Below are 23,387 nucleotides of genomic sequence, written 5' to 3'. Positions count from 1 at the left end.
CTGCAAGTGCCTATCTTTATGGCAAAAGTATTTGAACTTGAAAAAGTTTCTTCGCAAGTTTTTAAAAGTAATTTTATGGATATTAGGGAGCATAATTGGTATTTTGTTGCTCCTGCTTCTCCTTATTCAAATCCCTGCCGTTCAAAATTACGCTAAGAAGGAGGCAGTCTCATTCCTTGAAGGCAAATTTAAAACTCCCGTACGTGTTGGAAACCTTGATATAGATTTCCCAAAAAAGATCGTCCTTGAAGATTTTTATCTGGAAGACCAGGAAGGTGACACTCTTGCTGCGGGACAACGCCTGGCAGTAAACATAAATTTTTACAAATTAGTAAGTAATACGTTTGATATTGGAGCAATTGAGCTTCAGGGCGCTGTTGTTCATTTAAAAAGAGATCAGGATTCAGTATTCAATTTTGATTATATGGCCGAGGCTTTTGCGACGAACACTCCTAAAGACACTACGACATCAGCTATGGAAATATCTTTGGGTACCATTGATCTTAATAAGGTACGTTTCCGGATGAATGACCAGCTCACCAAAACTAACATAGATGCTAATCTAAATCATCTTGAAACCCGCATTGGGACTTTTGATCTGGAGAATATGATCTATGAAATTCCCGAAATTACCATTGATGGTCTTATTCTAAAAATGGATCAGGGACTTACAGAATCTTTGACTGAATCTACTTCAGGTACATCGGAAACCGAAGAAGAGGAAGAGACTGCACCATTATATATTGGTCTTGGAGATATTTCTTTATCAGATATTCAGGTGAGCTTCAACAGTGAATCAGCCAATATCAACAGTGTTTTTGGATTAGAGGAACTACAGGCCGAATTTGAAGATTTTAAACTTCAGGAACAATTTGTAGATCTTTCAAACCTTAAAATTAAAGGATTAGAGGGAGAGCTAATTATGCCTCAAACTGCAAGTGCCGCAGAAACAGGAACAGAGACTGAGACAGATTCCACCGCAACAACAGAAGCTTCAAATAACTGGAAGGTAAAAATTGATGATGCAGATTTTCAAAATGTTGCTTTTCGTTTTCAGGATCAAAATGCACCTAAACAGGAGCAAGGGATCAACTATATGGATCTCGACCTTACAAATTTGAACCTTAATGCAGAGAACTTTTATTATAGTCTCGATTCAATTTCCGGAAGAATAAATTCCTTCACTTTAAAAGATAAAAGCGGTCTTAATATCAAATCTTTAGAAACAGATTTTGCGTATGCAAATACTGCTGCTTACTTAAAAAATTTATACCTGGAGACCCCAAACACGCTCCTAAGGGAAAAAATTGTTTTAGATTATCAATCCCTGGAAAGTCTTCAGGAAAATATAGGTGAGGCAAGGGTGGTAGCTAATCTTAACAATAGCAAAATTGCCTTTAGTGACATTTTAATTCTTGCACCAGATCTTAAAGATACTCCACCTTTTGCAAGTAATCCTAATGCAGTTCTTAATATTAATGGAGAAGTTTCAGGTAAGGTAAACGACTTAAAAATAGACAATTTTGAAGCTTCAGGAATTGGTAGCACTGCCGTGTCCATAAATGGATCTATTTCAGGATTACCAGATGCTGAAAATGCTTACTACAACCTGAACATTCGCAATTTTAGGACAACAGCAGCTGACATTAATGAATTTGTTCCGCCGGGAACTATACCAGATAGTATTCAATTACCTGCAACTTTTAGTGCAACTGGAAATTTTCGGGGAACAGCTGAAAATTTCGACACCAAGATTGATCTTCAAAGCAGCTCCGGAAATGCTCAAATTGATGCTACCATTGACATGAGACAGGAGAATGCAGAAAGGTACAGAGCAGATGTCGCATTGAATGATTTTGATTTAGGAAGATTGATGCGGAATGATTCTATAGGTGAGCTCACTTTAAATTTAAAAGTAGACGGAATTGGTTTTGATCCCGCCACGGCTAACGCTACTGCATCGGGGACAATTCAAAAGGCTGAATACAATAGCTACACCTACAATGACCTTCAGTTTGAAGGTTCAATGGAAAACGGAAATCTTACTGCGCAGGCAGAAATGGATGATTCTAATTTAGATTTCAACCTTGAGGCAACAGGAAATTTCCAGGGAGAATATCCATCTATCCAACTTCAGGCCGATTTACGCAACATAGCACTTGATTCCCTTAACCTCTACGGAAGCCCATTAAGGATTGAAGGGAACCTTACTGCCGATCTTCAAACCGCAGATCCAGATTATTTAAACGGGGAGATTTACATTACTGATCTTATTGCAGAAAATGCCACGGAACGATATCCTCTAGACACTATTTCTATTGTCTCCTACGCTTCACCAACACTGGATAGTTTAAAACTTAATTCGCAGTTTGTAGATGCCAAAATTGAAGGGCAATATCAACTAACTAAAATTGGAACCGCCTTAACAAATACCATTTCCAATTATTATGATCTCTCCCTCCTATTGATACAATTGAGGTGGAAACAGATACTATCCAACCTCAACAATTCACCTTTAAAGTAGACATTGATAATGATCCTGTTTTCGCACAACTGGTTCCCCAATTAGATTTTAGAGAGCTAGGTAAAATTCACCGGGGGCTTCAATAGCGAAACTGATTCTCTTGGCTTACAGGGAAAAATCGTGAGTCTTAAATATCTTGATTATGATCTCACCAATTTGAATATCGATGTTACAACAGTAGGCGATGCTATTGAGTATGCCATTATAATTGAAGATGTAGACAGCCCACAACTGCAGTTATTCCACACCGAAATAACAGGAAAAATTACTGATAATGTTATATTTTATGAACTCCAGATAGATGACTCTAAAGGAGAACCTCATTATCGAATAGCCGGAGACCTGGAAGCTGTAGAAGGCAATCAACGAATTTCACTGGAAGTTGAAAATTTGTTGCTTAACTATGACAAATGGCAAATTCCCGACAATAACAGTATCACCTTTGGACCAGGTGGAATACAGGCCACTAATTTTAACCTAAGCCATCAGGGCAACGCAATCAGGATAAATTCTACAACAGACGATCCCTCCTCCCCCCTCGAAGTTGAATTTGAATCCTTTCAACTTGAGACTATAAGTGCAATGATTTCCAAAGACACTCTTCTGGCCGCCGGGGCTTTAAACGGGCAGGTAGTTATAGAGGATCTTACCGCCGCACCTCAATATGAAGCAGATTTAAACATTTCTAACTTTAGTTTTAAACAGGACACTGTGGGAGATGTTGGTATAAAGGTTAATAATGAAACTGTGAATTCCCTACAGGCAGTTGTTACGATCACAGGACAGGGAAATGATGCAGAACTCGCAGGAAATTATAATACCGAAACTGGTGCTTTAGATTTCCTTTTTGACCTGGAACGACTGGAAATAGAAAGTATTCAGGGATTCTCAATGGGCAGTATTAATGATGGTACAGGATATTTATCTGGAGATTTAAAGATTGAAGGTACCATGGGCGAACTAAGCAGTTATTGGGGACCTGTTATTTCACGAGGTGGGCTTCAGGGTTACCACTCTCAACAGTTATTTTAAAGATATGAACGACCGGATCTCTTTTGACAGGCAGGGTATAACTATGAATAACTTTACCATATCTGATGAAGATAATAACGAATTGGTAGTGGATGGTACCATTGCAACTACAGATTACACTGATTATGGATTTGAATTAACCGTAAATGCCGATAATTTCAGGGCTATCAACTCTACTAAAGATGACAATGATTTCTACTACGGAACCCTGGTTTTGGATACCCGGCTTACCATTGGCGGCAGCCTTGATACTCCCGTGGTAAATGGAAGTGTAAGTGTAAATGAAGGAACAGATCTAAGTATTGTATTGCCGCAGGAAGATCCCACAATTGCAGACAGAGAAGGAGTGGTGGAATTTGTAGACGAAACCAGCCTTAGAATGAAAGAAATGAGGGAAATAGAAGAAACTGTAAATACCTCTGAACTGCAAGGGATGGACGTATCAGTTAATATTGACATAAATGAAGAAGCGGAGTTCACCATAGTTGTAGACGAAGGAAACGGGGATTATTTAAACCTGCAGGGAGAAGCACAGTTGACTGCGAGCATTGATCCTTCAGGAAATACCAGTCTTTCCGGCAGGTATGAATTTACAGAAGGAGCTTATGAAATGTCCTTCAATTTTATAAAAAGAAGATTTGAAATAGAACCGGGTAGTTTTATCCAATGGAACGGGGAACCTACAAATGCAACAATAAACATAACAGCTATTTATGAAACTGAAACCGCTCCTATAGATCTTTTAGGCAACCAGCTTGCTAATCTAACACAATCTGCAAGGAATATGTACAAGCAGGAATTGCCTTTTCAAACACTTTTGAAAATGAGGGGAGACCTTCTGGAACCGGAGTTGACCTTTGACATAAGATTACCTGAAGGCAATTACAGTGTTGCCACTGAAATCCTGAATAGTTCCAGGGCTAAACTGGAGCAACTTCGTCAACAACCTTCAGAATTAAATAAACAGGTTTTCGCTTTACTCCTTCTCAACAGGTTCATAGGTGAAAATCCTTTTGCCAGTGAGGCAGGCGGCACCAGTGCAGAGTCACTTGCGAGGCAGAGTGTGAGTAAGATCTTATCACAACAACTAAATGATCTTGCCGGGGATCTTATAGGTGGAGTAGAATTAAATTTTGATCTTGAATCTACTGATGATTATACAACAGGACAGCGGGAACAACGAACAGATCTTAACGTAGGCCTATCCAAAAGCTTATTAAATGACTAAGTTAAAAGTTTCTATTGGAAGCAGCTTTGGATTAGAAGGCCCTCAACAGTCTAACCAGCAGGCAAACAATATTGCAGGTGATATTGCTGTAGATTATGATCTCTCCAAGGATGGAAGATATAAACTAAGGGCTTACAGAAAAAATCAATATGAAGTAGCTTTACAAGGTCAAATTATTGAAACCGGGGTGGCATTTATTATAACCATGGACTACGACCATTTCATGGAGATTTTTGGAAAGCAGCCAAATGAGGAATAGATAAATACGAAACACAGTTATGAATTATAAATATCTTCTCTTAAGCTTGTTTATTGTCGTTTTCATATGCGGTTGTGGCAATGCAAAATATTTGGACGAGGGAGAAATGTTATATGTGGGTGGAGAAGTGAAAGTAGAAGGACAGGATGTTTCCAAAAGCGAAAGAAAAACTCTTGAAGCCAACATGGAAGGTCTTCTAAGGCCAAATCCTAATTCGTCATTTCTCGGTCTGCGACCACAACTCTGGTTCTATAATATTTCCGGAGGAGAGGATGCAAAAGGAATAGGCAAATGGATTCGGGAAAACCTGGGACAACCTCCTGTGCTTTTTGAACAGGTAGATTTAGAATACAACGCCGATCTTGTTCAGGGATATGCTGAAAACCGGGGATATTTTAATGCCAGTGCAATTCCCGATTCAACCGCGAAAAATAAAAAAGTAACTGCACAATATTTTGTGGAGCTGGGGAACCAGTATATAATGAAAGAAATTTCTTTTCCCAATGATTCCATCCCTCTTACTGAAGATATAAGAGAAACAAAGGAAGGTAGTTTTTTAAAAGTAGGTAATCCATATGACCTGGAAGTAATAAAGGATGAAAGGTTGAGAATAGATGCTAATCTAAAGGAAAAAGGTTATTATTACTTTAATCCAGATTACCTTCTTGCGCAGGTAGATAGCACCGCAGGAAATCACGAGGTCACTCTTAATATGGTTTTAAAAGAAGAAACTCCGGAAAAAGCTACGCAACAATACACTATTGGAAATGTATATATCTATCCTAATTATTCAATAACCGGAGATTCTATTCCTGCCAATGAAGCAACAGGGGAAGAATATCAGCAATTCACACTAATAAATTCTGAAAATAATTTTAAACCTCAATTATTTGAGAGATCCCTGCTTTTTGACCAGGGAGAACTTTACAATCGTACAGACCATAATAAGTCAATTAACCGTCTTATCAACCTGGGAATATTCAGGTTCGTAAAAAACCAGTTCCGGGTATCGGACTCTGCAGATAACGTTCTGGATGCATATTATTACTTAACCCCAATGCCTAAAAAGTCTCTAAGACTGGAGTTACTGGGAAAGACGAATTCAGCCAATTATGCGGGATCTGAGGTCAACCTCAGCTGGAGCAACAGGAATACGTTTAGAGGAGCAGAATTATTGACAATTTCAGCCTTTGCAGGTTACGAAGCACAAATTTCCGGGCAAAACCAGGGATTTAATGTTTTTAGATTAGGGGGGAAGCCAGTTTAACATGGCCCAAGTTCGTAACTCCTTTTCCAGTTCATTCCCCCAGTGCTTTTATTCCCCGAACAAGGGCTACTCTGGCTTATGAATATCAAGCCCGGCAACAGCTTTATGGACTAAATTCCTTTCGTGCATCCTTTGCATACCTATGGAAAGAAAATATACGGACAGAACATCATTTAAAGGTAATGGACATTCAGTATGTGAATCCGTTCAACGTTTCTGATCTTTACCGGGAACAAATCGCTTTAAATCCCAATCTTGAGAGAATAATTGAAGAGCAATTAATATTTGGCCCTACCTATACCTTCACGTTTACCAACACTATGGAAACGGCGAAGAAGAATACTTTTTATTATCAGGGACATGTAGACCTTGCAGGTAATGTTACAGGCCTTATAACCGGGGCAGATGTTGATGCCGGGAAACAAAAAGAAGTATTTGGGGTACCATTTAGCCAATATGTAAAACTGGAAAATGATTTCAGGCATTATTTAAACCTGGGTCGAGGTCTGGATCTTGCAAGCAGGATTATTGTTGGAACAGGTTTACCTTATGGAAATTCCCGCGAGATGCCTTTTATTAAGCAATTTTTTGTGGGAGGAACTAACAGTGTCCGGGCCTTCAGAGCACGATCTGTAGGACCGGGAGCTTACCATGAAGAAGTACCACCCTCATCTTTCTTACCAGACCAATCCGGAGATATAAAACTGGAATTAAATACTGAATTACGTGCACATATTTACAGTGTCGTAGAAGGTGCTGTTTTCGTAGATGCAGGAAATGTGTGGTTAATGAATGAAGATCCCAATAAACCCGGAGCAGAATTTTCAAAAGATTTTTTAAAGGAGTTAGCTGTTGGAACGGGAGTAGGTTTACGGTTTGACTTTAATTTCCTCATTTTAAGAACAGATCTCGCCTTCCCTATTCGCCTGCCCTATTTACCTGAAGGAAATCGCTGGGTATTTGATCAGGTAGATTTTGGAAACAGGGATTGGAGAAGAGAAAATCTGGTGTTTAATTTAGCTATTGGCTATCCATTTTAGATTTTGAGATAAATTTAAAATCAATGTGCGCCAGTAAAGAAAGAATAGCAAATAAAAATGGGGCCGAAGCCCCATTAAAATACTGAGAATCCTGAAGGATCAGGAGATCATTTATATTTTTATTCTACAATTGTAGCATCTTCACCAGTAGTAGCAGTAGTAGTATCTACTTCTTCTACAGGAGCTTCTTCGATTACTTCTTCAGTAGATTCAGTTTCTGTTTCAAGAACTTCCATCTCTGTTGCTGGATCTTCAGTAGTTTCTACTGTAGTTTCTTTACAAGAAGTAAAACTAAAAACTAGTGCGATAGCTGCAAGAGTTAAAAATGATTTTTTCATTTGAAAAATGAGTTTATTGTTTGATTTATGGGCCAAATGTATGTGAAAAATTGTTCGAAAAAACATTGGACAAAAAAAATATTTTTCGACCTCAACCCTTGATTTTACTACAATTTCTCAAATTTTCCTTTCTCCACACATCTCAGGAAAGATTAAAAATATTCCAGATGACAGCTAGAAAACAAAAACTGTGCTCAATTTAAATTTTCCAAAGGTCAAAATGAGGAATATTGGCATCTCTTTTTTAATTAAAAATTAGCTTAATATTGATGAGCATTTAGTTAATCTTGTTGTACATTTATTAACCCCCTAAAATTTTCAGCTATGTCCACAACCATGAATTGCCGCCGCTCGGCGAACGAAAAAAGTGTAGATGAATTGCAGGCAGATACCCTTCGTTGGGACTCATTATTACAAATTGATACTGAAGAAATTCACTTTTTGAAACAATTTCTTACCTCTGACATTTACCAGGATTCAATCCCTAATTTATTTGAGCGACTCCAGGAATTTTATGATGAGGTTGAAGAAAGAAAGGCTGAAAAAATTGAATTACACGAAGAGTTGCACAATCATAAAAACGACCTGAATGGAATGATGGAATGCGAGGATATAAGTTGTGAATCTTTTTACCATTCACAACATCAAAAACTTTCTATTCGTCTTGAGAAACATATTGAAAAAATGCAGGATCTCAAATTAAGAATTCTTCGTTTTACAACTCCTTTACTAAAACGTAATAGTAACTAAACCTGCCATTTTTACAGATTTTTAACGACATTGCGGCGGGGGTTAATTTTAAGCTTAAAATTATTTGCCTCTTTTTTCCTACACTCCGCCCTCCCCGGGTTTTATTACCTCTTCCTATCATTTATCTTTTCATTCCACTAATACTGCAGGTTTCGTTAATTTACAAATTCTAAATCTTCATCTTTTTAATTATAGTTATCTTATTCCGGGGAGATTTCTTAAAATCTTTCCTACAATAAGGTGGCATTGCATGGTCTTTGTACCATTATACCCAAATAGAAGTAATTTTTTAGACGATCAATCAAAGTAATTAAAACAAAAAGAATGAAAGTACTAGTAATTGGAGCAGGAAATATGGGCCTAACATATTCCCAGGGAATGGCTAAATCTCCATTGTTGACCCGGCACAAGTTAATGATCTATGATAAGTCTCCGGAATTGCTTATATCCCTTAGTAAAATTGAACATTTTGATGTTTACGATAACCTGGAAGATTGCCTTCCGGAAGCTGATGTAGTTTTTCTTGCAGTTAAACCTTATCATATTGATGGTTTATTTGAAGAAATAAAATCAATGGTAAATAATGGGCAGATCATAGTTTCAATTATGGCAGGTGTTACCATAAATAAAATCCAGAAGGGATTGAATATACCCAAGGTGGTAAGGGCAATGCCTAACTTACTTAAGCACAGGTGGGAAAAGGAGTTACCTCGTATACAGAGTCAAAAGAAGTTTCCAGGGTGGAACTTTTAATGATAAGGAATTTACTGGATACCACAGGAGAATCTATTCATGTTGAAACTGAAAATTATATAGATGCCTCAACAGGTATTTCAGGAAGTGGCCCGGCCTATGTTTTTTATTTTATGCAATCTATGCTGGAAGCTGCTTTAAAAATGGGCTTCTCAAAAAACGATTCCAAGGTGCTGGTAAGTCAGACGTTTGAGGGAGCCGTTGAGCTTTTCAACCAAAGTGATCTCTCGCCGGAGACCTGGATGGAAAGAGTTGCTTCCAAAGGCGGAACTACAAGAGCTGCGCTGGATTCCATGGAAGATAATAATGTAAAGGAATTGATTAAGGATGCTGCTTATGCAGCCTTTGATCGTGCAGTGGAATTAGGAAAACAATAAAAAATTAGTTAATAAAACATATATTTTGATTAAAGATATAAAAGACGCAAAAAGAATTGTAGTAAAAGTGGGTACTAATGTATTGACCAACAAAGACAACAGGATTTTAGGTCCCGTCTTAAAACATTTGGTAGAACAAATAGCTTCATTATACGAAGAGGATGTAATGGTAGTACTTGTTTCATCAGGATCTGCGATCGCGGGTAAGGAAATTTTGGGCGAAATAAGCATAAAAGATCCCTCCAAGAGGAGACAGGTTTATTCCTCTGTAGGGCAACCTAGGATGATGAGGCATTATTATGGAATTTTTAATGATTTTGGAATGCGTTGCGCCCAGGTACTTGCTACCAAACGGGATTTTGCTCCGGGGTTACATAGGGAAAATATGATTAACTGTTATGAGTCTTTACTTTCTGAAGGAATTATTCCTATAGCAAATGAGGACGACGCAGTTTCTGTAACAATGTCTATGTTCTCTGATAATGACGAGCTGGCGAGCCTGGTGGCAGAACTCATAAAGGCAGATGCTTTGATTATTTTAAGTGATACGGAAGGCCTTTATACAGGGCATCCTAATGATGATGAGTCAGAAAAACTTAACAAGGTTACGATTGATGAGAACGTAGAAAAATATGTTCAGCAATCAGATAAAGGCGAAGGTGAAGGTCGTGGAGGCATGGAATCCAAAATTAAAATCGCAAAAGGTACTGCCGCTAAAAACATCCCAACCTATATAGCGAATGGTAAACGCAGGAACGTGATCTTGGATATCGTTGCTTAGGTAAAGACGTGGGAACAAAATTTACAGCTTAAGCTGAAGTTAGAAGTTAGAAGTTAGAAGTTAGAAGTTAGAAGTTAGAAAAAATTATAATATGAAGTTGATAAACACAAATACAAAAAACAACGTTTTAAAATTCATGATTAATATTTTGGATAAAAGACGTGCCGAAATAATAAAAGCAAATAAAGATGACCTTGAAGCCTTTGGAGAAACTGAAGGTGCGATGTACGACAGGCTAATAGTGGACAACAAAAAAGTTGACGGCATGATCCAGTCTGTAAGGGAAGTAATGGAACAGGAAGACCCTGTTGGCCAGACGATTTCCCACAGGGTACTGGAAAGTGGTTTGGATATTACTAACAGAACCGCACCTTTTGGTACCATTATGATCATTTATGAATCAAGACCCGATGTTACTATTGAGGCAGCCGTTCTCGCCTTTAAAGCCAATAACAAGATCTACCTTAAAGGTGGAAAAGAAGCCAACTTTAGTAACAAAATTCTGGTAGCATGCTGGCACGAAGCTCTTAAAGAAAATGGACTTGATCTTAATTGGATAGAATTGCTCCAGCTTGACCGCACCCAGACACAGGAATTTCTCAAAAATCCGCCGGAAAAGCTGGATCTTATAGTTCCCAGAGGTGGAGAAAGATTGATCGCATTTGTTAAACAACATGCTACAGGAGCTGTTCTTGTAAGTGGACGTGGAAATAACTTTTTGTATGTCTCTAAAAATGCCGATGTGGAGGTAGCAAAGAGAGTAATTTTGAATGCTAAGATAGATAAGATCTCCGGTTGTAATGCATTGGATAAAGTTTTGGTAGACAAAAACCTTCCGAACTATGAAGATCAGCTAAAAGAGCTTGAAAATCTTATGAAGAAAAACAATGTAGAGATTCTGGTAGATGAGGAAGCTGCAAAAGTCTTGGGAGAAGCTACTAAAATTCCAAATGAAGAAACCTGGTATGAGGAATTTCTTGCGATGAAAATGGTAATTGGCAGTGTAGAGAACCTTGACGAAGCCATTGAAAAGATCAACAAATATTCCGGAGGACATTCTGCAGCAATTATAACTACGGAAAAAGAGGAAGCAATTAATTTTATGGAACAGGTAGACAGTGCGGCTGTTTATCACAACGCCTCTACCCGATTCACCGATGGCGGACAAATGGGTGTGGGAGCAGAATTGGCTATAAGTACAGATAAACTTCACCACCGCGGGCCACTTGGTTTAAAACAACTGGTTACTAATAAGTATTATGTTCTTGGTGAAGGACATATAAGAGAGTAAATGTTATTTTACAGGAATAAAAAAAGGGAACCAATTTGGTTCCCTTTTTTTATACAAATATGGTTGCTTAGTATTTAATGATCTTAACAGGATCGCTTTCAAAATTGGCTCCCTGGATTTTTACTATATAAATTCCGGGAATTGCTCTTGTAAGGTTTATCTGAAAATCTGAAGTTCCTTCAAATACAGTTACTTTTTCTTCCTGGACTTTATTTCCACTTAATCCATAAACAGCAAGTACTGCCTTACCACCTAAGTTGTGCTTTTGAAACGTACAACAGAATATCCCGAAGTTGGATTTGGAGAAGCAGTAATCTCTTCAATATCTAAGGCAGAAGAAGTTCCACAGCTTCCCAGTTGCGCTCCATTCTTCAATAAAGCAGGTACAGCTTGTTGGGCAACACAATGTGTTTTACCCTGAAAACAAACCTGAACTTTATCAGTTTTATTTCCATTTCCGCAGGAGATATTCTGAACTTCCACTTTTACTTCGGAAGAAGTGCTGCAGCCGTTGGCATCTGTTACCGTTAAAGTATAAGCAGAACTTTCCGTAGGACAAACAGAGATAGATTCCGAAGTTTCCCCGGTGCTCCACTCATAGCTATATGATCCTGAACCTCCGGATATTGAAGTTGCGCTTAAAGTAGTGCAGTCGCTTCCAAAACCAAGGTATACAACTTGATCTTCAATCATTTCAACCAGGATAGGATTAGCATTTTCAACGGTAACTTCTGAAGAAACAGTAGTTCCAAGAGCATCAGTAACTTCTACTGAATAATTACCTGCTCCAAGACTTGTAGCTGTTTGAGTTGTTTGCCCATTGCTCCACAAATAAGTGTAAGGAGCGATTCCGCCTTCAGCATTAACTGTAGCAGTTGCAGTATCGGTCTCATTACAAAGAAAAGTGGATTTTACAGATGAATCTTTAAGCGCCTGAATGGTCAGTCTTACAGATACCGGAAGGTGATCTGAAGTCGTGAATGTATAATCCCCGTTATACAGCTCATAGTGCACTCTTGCAGATCCTGTTATGTAATTATTTTCCAGCTCATTTGTAAGCATAATATGGTCGATCATATCATTATAATCCCCAACAACATAAGAACGGAAGCCCTGCTCATTTAAAGTAGCAGTCGGAATAAAATAATCCTCTGCATCCTGAACAAAACTGGCATACGTGGAAACCGTGGTGGTAACATTCGCCACCGTGAAATCCACGTCATCGTTATAATCACCCAGGATCATAACTTTATCATGAGGATAATAAGTATCAAGAGAATCTTTAAGAACCTCTACATCATACTTTCTCATATCGTAACGACCCTGTGCTCCGTTGCTACCATTTGCCCGGGCATGAAGTGCAATAAACTTCATTTCCTGAGTTACTCCTCCAATGGTCACCTCTGCTTCCATTAGGAATGGCAATCTTCCGCTAGCGTAAAAACGATCCGGAGACTCAGGATAATCCTGAAGAAGGGAACCGTCACCATCATAAAAAGGATGAACCGAAGTAAACATCGCTCTTGTGCTGGTCACGCTTACAGTTTCTGAATTATAAATAAACCCAACCTTTTGGCCTCCCGGACTGTCCGGATAAGAAGTAGCATCTGATAAAATATAATCGTAACCTTCCATTTCAGAAACCATTTGTCCGAACAGGACCTCATCAGAAATTTCATTAACCGCAATTACATCTGCGTCTAATTTTAAAAGCACAGCTTTAACAGCTTCCTTCTGAATTTCATCTGAATTTTCATTTCGGGCAGAAGGAGCATTTTCTGCATCACCAAACCACTCGATGTTCCAGGTCACAGCATCAAAAGTAAGCTCTCTGGAAATATCCATTCCCGGATAGGTTGGATTAAACTCAGTTGCACAGGGAAGATCCTCAAGATTTCTTGGAAGCAATTGATTGATCTGATTATATCTGCCTACTACTCCAACCACCTCAGCACAAACTTCCGGTTGAAGTTTTCCTACCAAAGTAGAAACATCACTGTCTATTCTTAATTCTCCCGTACCACCTGCAGCATCAGTCACAGTGTAATTTGCGTTGCCAAAGAAAAGTTGTCCCGGATTCGGAAAACTTACATCAGTAATCTTTACAAGTTGTCCTCTATATTTTTCAATTTCAGATAGAGATATCGCTTTTGGCTCAATAGGTTCTTTAGCTACTCCAAGATATTCTACGATTTCAACTTCTGAGATTTGAATAAGTTCATTATAAACAGCTCTTGTTCCGGTCACCCGAATGCTGTCTCCAATTTGATAAAGACTGGCTTCAGTTACAAGATCTCCGAAAATGGCAATACCACCTAGTTTCATCCTGAAAAAAGGCGGTGTTTCCGTGATGATCTGTTACCGTTAAAGTACCTTCTACCACTAATTTAGTTCCAATATCAGCAGCTCTGGCATACGCAATTGTACCCGGTTCTGCAGGGACTTCAGGCTCCGGTTCCGGCTCAGTTACAGTACCTCCAAAAGATTGATTAAGGTTAACAGCACCAAAAGTATTTGCAAGAGACTCCTGCCAGGTGAAATCAGCATAATTAAATCCTGTTCCGCCAAGCTGAAGAGAAGTTCCTGCGTCTGCACCATTTTCAGAAACATTAATTTCTGTACTTACCAATCCTGCAGCAGGACCATCAACAGCTGTAAATGTTCCCTCATAGCTAAGGAATTGAAGCACTTCATCTCCTTTTACAAGAGCAACCCCATCAGGGCCTCCGTTCTGAATACCAGGGATAAAAAATTCTTTGGTTCCGTAACCTGATTGTTGATTTAGTAAGCTACCTGAAAGAGCTATAGTTTTGTAAGATGAACCACCGTTTCCGTTGTACAAAATAAGGCTGTAGCCTGAAAGTTCTAGACCTGCAGTACCTGCCACTTCTATTCCCTCTCCGGCATCTGTCCCTGCAGTGTCATAGTGGATCTCATTCACAAAAAGAACAGGCTCGGGAGAAAGAAATGTCTGAGCATTATTTACCTCTCCAAAGGTATTTTGTGCTTCAGGTGCCCAGGTAAAATCACTATAATTAGAACCTTCTCCTGTCAATTGTAGCGAATATCCAACCTATGTGGAACTTCCTTCTTCCACTCCAATATCTGTACTGGTCATTCCATTTGCAGCTCCTGCAGTTGCTACCATTTCTCCTTCATAGCTCAGAAACTGAATAACTTCATCTCCTTTTACCAGAGCAATTCCATCTGGCGCACCATTTTGAAGGCCATTAGCAGGCAAAATAAACGATACAGTTCCGTAACCATTTTGCTGATCAGGAATTACTTCATTAGAAGTAATTGTGTTATAAACCGTTCCGACTGAACCATTGTAAAGCAAAATGCTATATGCTGAAAGATCTGTTCCGGCAGTTCCTGCCAGTTCAAAACCTTCTTCTATATCCCCACTTACATTGTCATAATGGATCTCGTTAATGAAAACGATATCCACGGCAGGCGCTTGAGTGGAAGTTCCGGTTCAGGCTCAGGCTCTGGAGTAGTAACCTCTCCCCCAAAGCTTTGGTTGGTATTAATAGCTCCAAAAGTATTTTCAATTGAAGTTTGCCATGCAAATTCTGAATAGGTATTTCCTTCTCCTCCTAATTGCAGGGAATGACCAACAGGATCTGATCCTGATTGCGCAACACCAATGTCTGTACTTGTCATTCCTGCTGCAGGACCATCTGTTGCAGTCATAGTTCCTTCGTAACTAAGAAACTGAACGACAACTCCTTCGGCATTCACTAATGCCAATCCATCCGGAGCTCCGTTTTGAATACCTGATTGCGTAAAGGATACTGTTCCAAAACCGCCTTGCTGATCGGCTATAGTTCCTTCTAAATTAATTGTTCCGTAAGAGGCGCTGTTGTTCCCATTGTATAGAACAACAGTCCATCCCGCTAAATCTGTTCCGGCAGGACTGGCAATTTCCACTGCCTCTCCAAGATCACCACCGTCATTATCATAATGAATTTCATTGATAAAAACGGACTGAGCGGGTAGTAAAAAGGTGACTAAAAAGCTGGCTATAAAGCCGATAATGTGTAATTTCTTCTTCATTTTCGTAGGATTTTTTTTACATATGCAAGAAATGAATAAAATTCATTTGAATCCTAATCTTCTTATTAACGAACTGTTAACAATAAGTTATTGCAGATTATTGCTGTTAAATTGTAACATTTGCCAATAAAATAGCGTCTTATCAAAAACTATAATTTCTCTACATGAAAAAAATTCTTTATTTCTTTGGAGTCCTCGCAGTTACTTATAGCTGTAAAACTCCACAAAATCAATCAGCCAGTATACCACAACCTGTAATGGTTAACATAGATCTTCTTAATATTAAGGAAGATAGGGTGATGGTAACTGTAGATCCTGACAAATTTACCCAATCTCAAACCACATTCTATATTCCCACTACTGTTCCCGGTACTTATTCAATAGATAATTACGGAGAACTGGTACAGGATGTAAAAGCTTATGACTATAAAGGAAACGAATTGACATTAGAGAATACTAATTCCAATACCTGGGTCATAAATAATGCGACTGAACTGGATAAGATAACTTACTGGGTCAATGATTCTTTTGATATGGAGGGTGAAAAAGGAATTTTTTCTCCTTCGGGGACTAACATTGAAAAAGGTGAAAATTTTATGCTGAACCTTCATGGTTTCATTGGTTATTTTGATCAATTGAAAGAGCACGCTTATAAATTAACCATTGACAGGCCACAGGCTCTTTTCCCGGGTACAGCCATGCAATTGACAGGAACACAACCTAACCAAAAGCAAGCTTCAGCAGTTACGGATACATACAACGCCTCCCGTTACTTTGACATTATTGATAATCCTATAATGTATGCGGCACCAGATACAGCATCAATAAGAACTGAAGGTATTAATGTGCTGCTTCACGTGTATTCCCCAAACAAAGTTTACACCGCCCAAAGCATAAAAGATGGAGTTGCAGAAATGATCTCTGCACAAAAAAAGTTCCTGGGAGAAATTGACAATACTTCAAATTATGCAATACTGCTGTATCTTTCTAATCCTGAAGTAGCAAGTGCTAAAGGTTTTGGTGCTTTGGAACATCACACTTCTACAGTCGTGGTTTTACCGGAGACAATGCCGCTGGAAAGTTTAAAGCAAACAATGACCGATGTTGTTTCTCACGAATTTTTTCACATTCTCACTCCCCTGAATGTTCACTCTAACGAAATCCATTATTTTGATTATAATAACCCTCAAATGTCGCAGCACTTATGGATGTATGAAGGAGTAACTGAATATTTTGCCAATTTATTCCAGGTAAACCAGGAACTAATTGAGAATGAAGAATTTTACAAACGAATGTCTTCCAAAATTGAAAATTCCAAAAATTTTGATGATACCGTCCCTTTTACTCTAATGAGCAAGAAAATTCTGGAAGTACCTTATAAGGACGCTTATTATAATGTTTACTTAAAAGGTGCATTGATAGGAATGGCATTAGATATAAGGCTAAGAGAACTTAGTAATGGAGAGGAAGGTATCCTTGATCTCATGAAGGAGTTAAGCGGTAAATACGGTAAAAACAAACCTTTTGAAGATGAAGAACTAATACCTACAATAGTTCAAATGACCTATCCTGAAATAGCAGATTTCTTCAGCAAATATGTCACAGGAGAAACTCCAATTCCATACGACGAATTTTTTGCTAAGGTAGGAGTGGAAATGCAGGAAGAAACGATTAACACCTCCTATTTTATAAAAGGACAAACCCCCTACATAGATGGAAATCCTGAATCAGGTGAACTCTTCTTTAGGAAAGGAATTAATCTTAATTCATTTTTAAAAGAACTGGGAGTAGAGAACGGTGACCTCATAAAAAGCGTAAATGGAAAGGATTATAATGTTCAAAATGTTTATGAACTTGTAATGGCATCCCAGCGTTGGGAGGTAGGCAATGATATAACCATGGTAGTTATAAGAAATAAAGAAGAGAAGGAATTAAAAGGAAAAATTACTCAACCTACCGATACTGAAACAGGTTTGGGAGATATGGATCTTCCTGAAGATGATAAACGGGTGCAATTAAGAAAAGCCTGGCTTAAAAATTAAAGCTTAAAAGCGGTAACTAAGGTTGCCGCTTTTTTTTATGCCCTTTTTAGCGCGAAAATATTATATATAGAACAGCGGCGGAATTCGGGATTTGTTTTAACTTTCAATCTTACCTCTTCAGGAAAGATTAAACATAATATGGAAATCCCAATTTTAAAGGACATAGTAGTAATTCTAGGACTGTCGATATTTATAATTCTGCTCTTTCAAAAGCTTAAGTTGCCATCACTTTTGGGTTTTTTAATAGCAGGAATAATTGCAGGACCTTATGCCTTCAATCTAATAAGTTCACAACACGAGGTTGAACTATTGAGTGAAATAGGGATTATATTTCTTCTTTTTATAATAGGAATTGAACTATCCTTAATAGGTCTCGCTGCCATTAAAAAAACTATCCTGATAGGCGGAGGGTTGCAGGTAGGAGGAACTATTTTGTTCACCGCTCTCATTTCAAACATTCTTGGATTACCCTTAAATACCGCGGTCTTTTTAGGATTTCTTTTTTCTTTGAGCAGTACCGCAATTGTTCTAAAGATTTTACAGGAGAAAGGAGAAATTACCTCCCCTCATGGAAGGGTTGCAGTAGCAATTTTGATATTTCAGGATATAGTGGTAGTTCCTATGATGTTGCTAACTCCACTTCTTGCAGGAAAATCTGATAATATTCTGGAGACACTGGGAATACTGCTGTTAAAGATTTTAGGAGTAGGTATACTTATTTATTTACTGGCCCTTTATGTGGTTCCACGGGTGTTCAAAATGGTGATCAAAACCAAAAACCGGGAATTATTTATTTTAACAACGATAGTGTTTTGTTTTGGAGTTGCCTGGTTAACCTCTTCTGTAGGTTTGTCGCTTGCCTTGGGAGCTTTCTTCGCGGGATTAATTATTTCAGAATCTGATTACAGCCACCAGGCCACCGCAAATGTGCTTCCATTCCGGGAAATCTTTATTAGTTTTTTCTTTATTTCGGTAGGATCACTTCTCAATCTTCAGTTTTTCTTCAATAATATTGTTTGGATTTTGTTGCTTGTTATAGGCGTTCTGCTTCTAAAGATGCTTATTATAGCAGGTACAGTTTGGGTATTAAGGTATCCTCCACGAACAGTGTTCATGACAGTTTTTGCACTTTTCCAGGTAGGAGAGTTTTCTCTTTTACTTTCTACGGTTGGTGTACAAAACGAATTGCTACCCGAAAGTGTGTACCAGTATTTCCTGGCTATTTCAATTATCACAATGGGGCTCACTCCTTTTGTCATGAATTATTCAGCAAGTCTCACTTATAATATTTTAAAGATTCCCATACCTGCAGCCGTTAGAAAACGTCTCGATAATGTGCACAGACAAATGAAGAGTGCAGAGGCACCAATGGAAGAACTTCCATGACCACCTGGTGATCATTGGTTTTGGAATCAACGGACAAAATATTTCTAAGGCCGCAAAGCATGCCAATATACCCTATGTAGTAACCGATCTTGAACCGGATGCTTTTGAAAAAGGTAAAAAGGCAGGAGAACCTATAATTTTTGGAGATGCGACCAATCCCTTAATTTTAAAACACCTGCACGTTCAGGAAGCGCGGGTGGTGGTAATCGCAATTTCAGATCCCGATGCTACTAAAAAAATAATTAATGGAATAAGGTCTCTAACTCAAACGGCCAATCTAATTGTACGAACAAGGTATGTGCGGGAAATAGAAGAAAACCTAAGACTTGGTGCAGATGAAGTAATTCCCGAAGAATTTGAGACTTCAATAGAGATTTTTAGTCGGGTTTTACGAAAGTATCTCATACCTCATAATGAAATTCAGGATTTTATTAACCAGGTAAGATCCTCTGATTATGAAATGCTAACGACACTCAAGAAAGGTCCACACACGTCACACTTACCAGCATCTTCATATTCCAAACAAGGAAATTGTAACCTTAAGTGTACAAAGAGAAAACAATTCTATAGTTGGAAAAACTATTGAAAAGTCCGGGATTGGAAAGAATTTCGGGGTAACGGTCTTAACCATTAAAAGAGGAGTGAATTACATTACCGAGGTACAGCCGGATACCATGATTAAACAGGGAGACCTTTTGTACCTCTTCGGGAATCCTTCCAATATTAATAAACTGAATCAGCACCTTTCCTTATAAAGCGGGAAAATTTATTCTATAAAGCTTTATATACTTCAGCTGAAAGCAACTATTATTAATAACATAAAATGATCTTTAATTTCTCTCAGGTTGAAGCCGCTTTTTATTAAATCTTTGCCAAAAATCTAAAAACTGCGGGGTGCTTTTCTTAATCTGTTTGCGCAATGACTTTAAATAAATATCTTTAATCCAGTTAAACATTTCTAAACCTGATTAACATGTCTGTACTTCCTGACAATTTGGTGCGCTACCAAAAATTTATGGGTTTTATGCTGAAATACTGGAACAGTGATTTATTTCAAAGAACTGCAGCCACTGCTCTTAATGAAGATGACAGCGAGGAACACAGCAACGAGAATTATGACCAAACCCCTGAAGAACTGGTTGAAGACCTTAAAAAAATGGGTCCTACTTATATTAAAATGGGGCAGCTCCTATCTACAAGGCCAGACTTATTACCCGATGCCTATTTAAAAGCTTTGGCTACCCTTCAGGATGATGTACCTCCAATTTCTTATGAAGAAGTACACAAGATAGTAGAAGAGGAAATTGGGTCACGTATCTCTAAAGCTTTTTCTTTTTTTGATGAAAAGCCCTTAGCAAGTGCGTCTATTGGACAGGTTCATAAAGCCACTCTTAGATCAGGGAAACCCGTTGCCGTCAAAGTACAGCGGCCGGGGATAAGAAAACAGTTTCTGGATGATCTTGATACTCTAAGAGAGCTTGCAGGATTTGCTGTGAAACACACGAAGGTTGCCAGAAAATACGCCTTTGACGATGTTTTGTCAGAGCTTAGAAGAATTCTGCTACAGGAGCTGGATTACCACAGGGAAACCCAAAACTTAATGACTTTGGGTGATAATTTAAAGCAATACGACAGGATAACTGTTCCACAACCAATTTTGGATTACTCCTCTTCTAAAGTATTGACGATGGAATTTATCCAGGGAACAAAAATAACTTCTATTTCTCCTTTAAAGCAGTTGGAGAATGATCTTAGTCCATTGGTAGACCAATTAGTAGATGCTTACCTTAAACAGATCATTACCGATGGCTTCGTTCATGCCGATCCTCATCCCGGAAATGTACATTTAACCGATCAAAATCAAATTGCTCTAATTGACCTTGGGATGGTGGCAAAGTTCACCCCAACCATGCAGGACAAACTTTTGCAACTGCTAATCGCCCTTAGCCAGGATGACGGGGAAGCTTGCGCAAATGTGCTCCTTTCAATGAGCGAGGTTGGTGAAGAAGCAGACATTAAAAATTTTAAGACGCAGGTAAACCATCTTGTAATGGACAGCCAGAATACCAGGGCAAAAGAAATGCAAACCGGGAGGCTGTTGATCCAGATGAACCGGGTAGCTGCAGACAATGGCATTCACATCTCTGTGGAGGTCAATATTCTGGGGAAAATCCTTTTAAATATGGACCAAATCGTTGCAGTCCTCGAACCCGAATTTGATCTAAGAAAGGCAATTAGAGAGCATGTAAATAAAATGATGCGCTCTAAGATGTATGCTGAACTAAAACCGGAGAACATTTTCTCCATGGCCCTGCAGGCAAAAAATCTTGCGGAAAATCTTCCAAACAGACTCAATAAAATTTCTGAAAATTTAGCTGAAAACAAATTTGAAATAAAAGTAAATGCAATTGACGAAAAACGTTGGACAGATGGTTTTCAGAAAGTAGCTAACAGAATAACTCTGGGCCTTATCATCGCTGCAATGATCGTGGGTGCAGCCATGTTAATGAGTGTGCCCTCTACTTTCGTTATTATGGGATATCCTGGACTGGCAATAATTTTCTTTTTAATTGCAGCTGTCGCAGGAATAGCACTTAGTTATACAATATTATTTAAGGACGAGTAGGTAAAATTCAGGAAAAATCCTCAAATTTATAGCTCGTAATTTTTTAGACCCCTTATGAGATATCTTTTAAGGGTTGTTATTGCAGTATTTTCTGTAACAGCCTTTCCTCAACAGGTTAAACTACTAGTAGACACTACTGTAGTAACTAACCACAGCGTAAATATTAAAGGAAAAACTATTAACTACACTGCTCAGGCAGGAACTCAGCCAGGTTTGGAACAGCGATGGAAAACCGTAGCCAGCCTTTTTTATACTTACTATAAAAGAAGTGACATAAAAGACACCAAAAACAGGCCAATAGTTATCTCTTTCAATGGAGGTCCGGGTTCCGCATCAGTTTGGATGCACCTGGCCTACACCGGGCCCCGGGTATTAAAAATTGATGATGAAGGTTTTCCTGTACAACCTTATGGTGTAAAAGAAAATCCGCACTCTATACTCGATATAGCAGATATAGTTTATGTGAATCCGGTAAATACAGGGTATTCCAGATTAATTGAAGACGGAGGAGAAAAGCCGGATAGAAAAGATTTTTTTGGTGTAAGTGCAGATATTAGTTACCTGGCAGGTTGGATTAACACTTTTGTAACCAGGAATAACAGGTGGCTATCACCTAAATATTTAATAGGCGAAAGTTATGGTACCACCCGCGTTTCAGGATTAGCACTGGAACTTCAAAACAGTCACTGGATGTACCTTAATGGGGTAATTCTGGTTTCGCCTACAGAGATTGGAATAGATAGAGAAGGTCCCGTAGAAATCGCAAATCGTCTACCCTATTTTGCAGCTGCTGCCTGGTACCACAAGAAATTACCTGCGAATATGCAGAGTAAAGATCTGGATGAACTTCTTCCTGAAGTAGAGGAATATACTATTAACAAATTATTACCTGCTTTAATTAAGGGTGGCTTTACTTCAAAGGAAGAAAAGCAGAAGATAGCTGCTCAAATGTCTGAATATTCCGGTATTTCTGAAAAAGTGATCCTTCAGAACAATCTTGCCGTGCCCTTCCAGTACTTCTGGAAAGATTTGTTGAGAGAAGACGGAGGCTACACAGTTGGGAGGTTAGATTCCAGATATTTAGGTATAGATTCTAAAGAGGCAGGGATTCTCCTGATTATAATGCAGAACTCACCTCCTGGTTACATTCCTTTACCCCTGCTATAAACTATTACCTGCAGGAAGAACTTAAATTTAAAACAGATCTACGGTACTATATGTTTGGGCCTGTACATCCATGGGATAGAAGTGGAGACAATACCGGGGAGAATCTAAGGCAGGCAATGGCACAGAATCCCAATTTAAATGTGCTAATCCAGTCTGGTTATTTTGATGGTGCCACTACTTATTTTAATGCAAAATACTCAATGTGGCAACTCGACCCGAGTGGGAGAATGCAGGACAGGCTTAGCTTTAAAGGCTACAGAAGCGGTCATATGATGTATTTGAGAGCCGAGGATCTTAAAAATGCCAATGACGATATAAGGACTTTTATTGAAACCAGTCTTCCGGGAGAAGGAAAATCGGCTAAGTATTAATTCACTCTGATTATTAGAGGCTGTATTAAAAGATGAAAAAATCCTTCTGCTAACTTTTCAGCTTTATAAAAGTTAGAAGCTGAAATGACTTCATTA

19 protein-coding genes and 3 pseudogenes are annotated in these 23,387 nt (G+C 38.5%); 16 read left to right on the top strand and 6 right to left on the bottom strand.

Annotated features, from left to right (window positions below; translation table 11 throughout):
• Positions 1-37: 37 nt before the first annotated feature.
• From LZ575_RS00750 to LZ575_RS23050, 6 genes are all read left to right on the top strand, one after another.
• Entirely contained in the window at positions 38-2,524 is a 2,487-nt protein-coding gene (locus LZ575_RS00750) for a hypothetical protein (RefSeq protein WP_235327676.1), read from the top strand.
• Positions 2,525-2,644: 120 nt separating this feature from the next.
• Complete coding sequence (locus tag LZ575_RS00745) at positions 2,645-3,556, top strand: hypothetical protein (RefSeq protein WP_235327674.1); 912 nt, start codon at positions 2,645-2,647, stop codon at positions 3,554-3,556.
• Positions 3,557-3,560: 4 nt separating this feature from the next.
• Positions 3,561-4,784 (top strand): translocation/assembly module TamB domain-containing protein, encoded by a 1,224-nt coding sequence (locus LZ575_RS00740; protein WP_235327672.1) that lies wholly within the window; start codon positions 3,561-3,563, stop codon positions 4,782-4,784.
• Positions 4,777-5,043 (top strand): hypothetical protein, encoded by a 267-nt coding sequence (locus LZ575_RS00735; RefSeq protein ID WP_235327670.1) that lies wholly within the window; start codon positions 4,777-4,779, stop codon positions 5,041-5,043. The genes LZ575_RS00740 and LZ575_RS00735 overlap by 8 nt, the downstream gene beginning before the upstream one ends.
• 19 nt (positions 5,044-5,062) lie before the next feature.
• Positions 5,063-6,310: a hypothetical protein gene (locus LZ575_RS23055; RefSeq protein ID WP_311195916.1), complete on the top strand. Its 1,248-nt coding sequence runs from the start codon at positions 5,063-5,065 to the stop codon at positions 6,308-6,310.
• A 182-nt stretch (positions 6,311-6,492) separates the two neighbouring features.
• Positions 6,493-7,350, top strand: coding sequence for a BamA/TamA family outer membrane protein (locus LZ575_RS23050; RefSeq protein ID WP_311195915.1), 858 nt, complete (start codon positions 6,493-6,495; stop codon positions 7,348-7,350).
• Positions 7,351-7,469: 119 nt separating this feature from the next.
• Here the strand turns inward: LZ575_RS23050 and LZ575_RS00725 are convergent, their stop codons facing one another.
• Positions 7,470-7,688, bottom strand: coding sequence for a hypothetical protein (locus LZ575_RS00725; protein ID WP_235327669.1), 219 nt, complete (start codon positions 7,686-7,688; stop codon positions 7,470-7,472).
• 324 nt (positions 7,689-8,012) lie between these two features.
• Here LZ575_RS00725 and LZ575_RS00720 point away from each other — a divergent pair, with 324 nt between their 5' ends.
• The 4 genes and pseudogenes from LZ575_RS00720 to LZ575_RS00705 all read left to right on the top strand — a co-directional run bounded on the left by LZ575_RS00720 (position 8,013) and on the right by LZ575_RS00705 (position 11,640).
• On the top strand, positions 8,013-8,438 hold the full coding sequence (locus tag LZ575_RS00720) for a hypothetical protein (protein WP_235327667.1): 426 nt from the start codon (positions 8,013-8,015) through the stop codon (positions 8,436-8,438).
• A 324-nt stretch (positions 8,439-8,762) separates the two neighbouring features.
• A pseudogene (proC, locus tag LZ575_RS00715) lies at positions 8,763-9,568 on the top strand (pyrroline-5-carboxylate reductase).
• 37 nt (positions 9,569-9,605) lie between these two features.
• Positions 9,606-10,381: pseudogene (proB, locus tag LZ575_RS00710) on the top strand (glutamate 5-kinase).
• 59 nt (positions 10,382-10,440) lie between these two features.
• A complete protein-coding gene (locus LZ575_RS00705) occupies positions 10,441-11,640 on the top strand; it encodes a glutamate-5-semialdehyde dehydrogenase (protein WP_235327665.1) in 1,200 nt (399 codons plus the stop codon).
• A 67-nt stretch (positions 11,641-11,707) separates the two neighbouring features.
• On the opposite strand, the gene LZ575_RS24140 is transcribed toward LZ575_RS00705, so the two are convergent.
• The 5 genes from LZ575_RS24140 to LZ575_RS00685 are packed head-to-tail and all read right to left on the bottom strand — an operon-like array spanning position 11,708 to position 15,699.
• The gene (locus tag LZ575_RS24140) at positions 11,708-11,926 is read right to left on the bottom strand and encodes a T9SS type A sorting domain-containing protein (protein ID WP_409187233.1); all 219 of its coding nucleotides are present in this window, start codon (positions 11,924-11,926) and stop codon (positions 11,708-11,710) included.
• A complete protein-coding gene (locus tag LZ575_RS00700) occupies positions 11,893-13,965 on the bottom strand; it encodes a DUF5689 domain-containing protein (protein WP_235327663.1) in 2,073 nt (690 codons plus the stop codon). The genes LZ575_RS24140 and LZ575_RS00700 overlap by 34 nt, the downstream gene beginning before the upstream one ends.
• Positions 13,922-14,695: a hypothetical protein gene (locus LZ575_RS00695; RefSeq protein WP_235327661.1), complete on the bottom strand. Its 774-nt coding sequence runs from the start codon at positions 14,693-14,695 to the stop codon at positions 13,922-13,924. Before LZ575_RS00695 ends, LZ575_RS00700 begins: the two co-directional genes overlap by 44 nt.
• An 18-nt stretch (positions 14,696-14,713) precedes the next feature.
• Entirely contained in the window at positions 14,714-15,091 is a 378-nt protein-coding gene (locus LZ575_RS00690) for a hypothetical protein (protein ID WP_235327649.1), read from the bottom strand.
• On the bottom strand, positions 15,049-15,699 hold the full coding sequence (locus LZ575_RS00685; protein WP_235327646.1) for a lamin tail domain-containing protein: 651 nt from the start codon (positions 15,697-15,699) through the stop codon (positions 15,049-15,051). Before LZ575_RS00685 ends, LZ575_RS00690 begins: the two co-directional genes overlap by 43 nt.
• 164 nt (positions 15,700-15,863) lie before the next feature.
• Between LZ575_RS00685 and LZ575_RS00680 the strand changes: the two genes are divergently transcribed.
• The 6 genes and pseudogenes from LZ575_RS00680 (at position 15,864) to LZ575_RS00655 (ending at position 23,291) form a co-directional block, all read left to right on the top strand.
• The gene (locus LZ575_RS00680) at positions 15,864-17,741 is read left to right on the top strand and encodes a peptidase M61 (protein WP_235327642.1); all 1,878 of its coding nucleotides are present in this window, start codon (positions 15,864-15,866) and stop codon (positions 17,739-17,741) included.
• A gap of 138 nt (positions 17,742-17,879) precedes the next feature.
• Positions 17,880-19,127: a cation:proton antiporter gene (locus tag LZ575_RS00675; protein WP_235327640.1), complete on the top strand. Its 1,248-nt coding sequence runs from the start codon at positions 17,880-17,882 to the stop codon at positions 19,125-19,127.
• Positions 19,096-19,713: an NAD-binding protein gene (locus LZ575_RS00670; RefSeq protein ID WP_235327638.1), complete on the top strand. Its 618-nt coding sequence runs from the start codon at positions 19,096-19,098 to the stop codon at positions 19,711-19,713. Before LZ575_RS00675 ends, LZ575_RS00670 begins: the two co-directional genes overlap by 32 nt.
• A complete protein-coding gene (locus LZ575_RS00665; protein ID WP_311196140.1) occupies positions 19,643-19,882 on the top strand; it encodes a TrkA C-terminal domain-containing protein in 240 nt (79 codons plus the stop codon). The genes LZ575_RS00670 and LZ575_RS00665 overlap by 71 nt, the downstream gene beginning before the upstream one ends.
• A gap of 218 nt (positions 19,883-20,100) precedes the next feature.
• Complete coding sequence (locus LZ575_RS00660; protein ID WP_235327636.1) at positions 20,101-21,753, top strand: AarF/UbiB family protein; 1,653 nt, start codon at positions 20,101-20,103, stop codon at positions 21,751-21,753.
• A 54-nt stretch (positions 21,754-21,807) separates the two neighbouring features.
• Positions 21,808-23,291: pseudogene (locus LZ575_RS00655) on the top strand (S10 family peptidase).
• Positions 23,292-23,387 lie beyond the last annotated feature (96 nt).

The organism is Antarcticibacterium sp. 1MA-6-2 (genome assembly GCF_021535135.1).
Classification (GTDB): domain Bacteria; phylum Bacteroidota; class Bacteroidia; order Flavobacteriales; family Flavobacteriaceae; genus Gillisia.
Note: the sequence above shows the minus strand (reverse complement) of the source record. Positions and strands in the feature narration are given on the sequence as shown.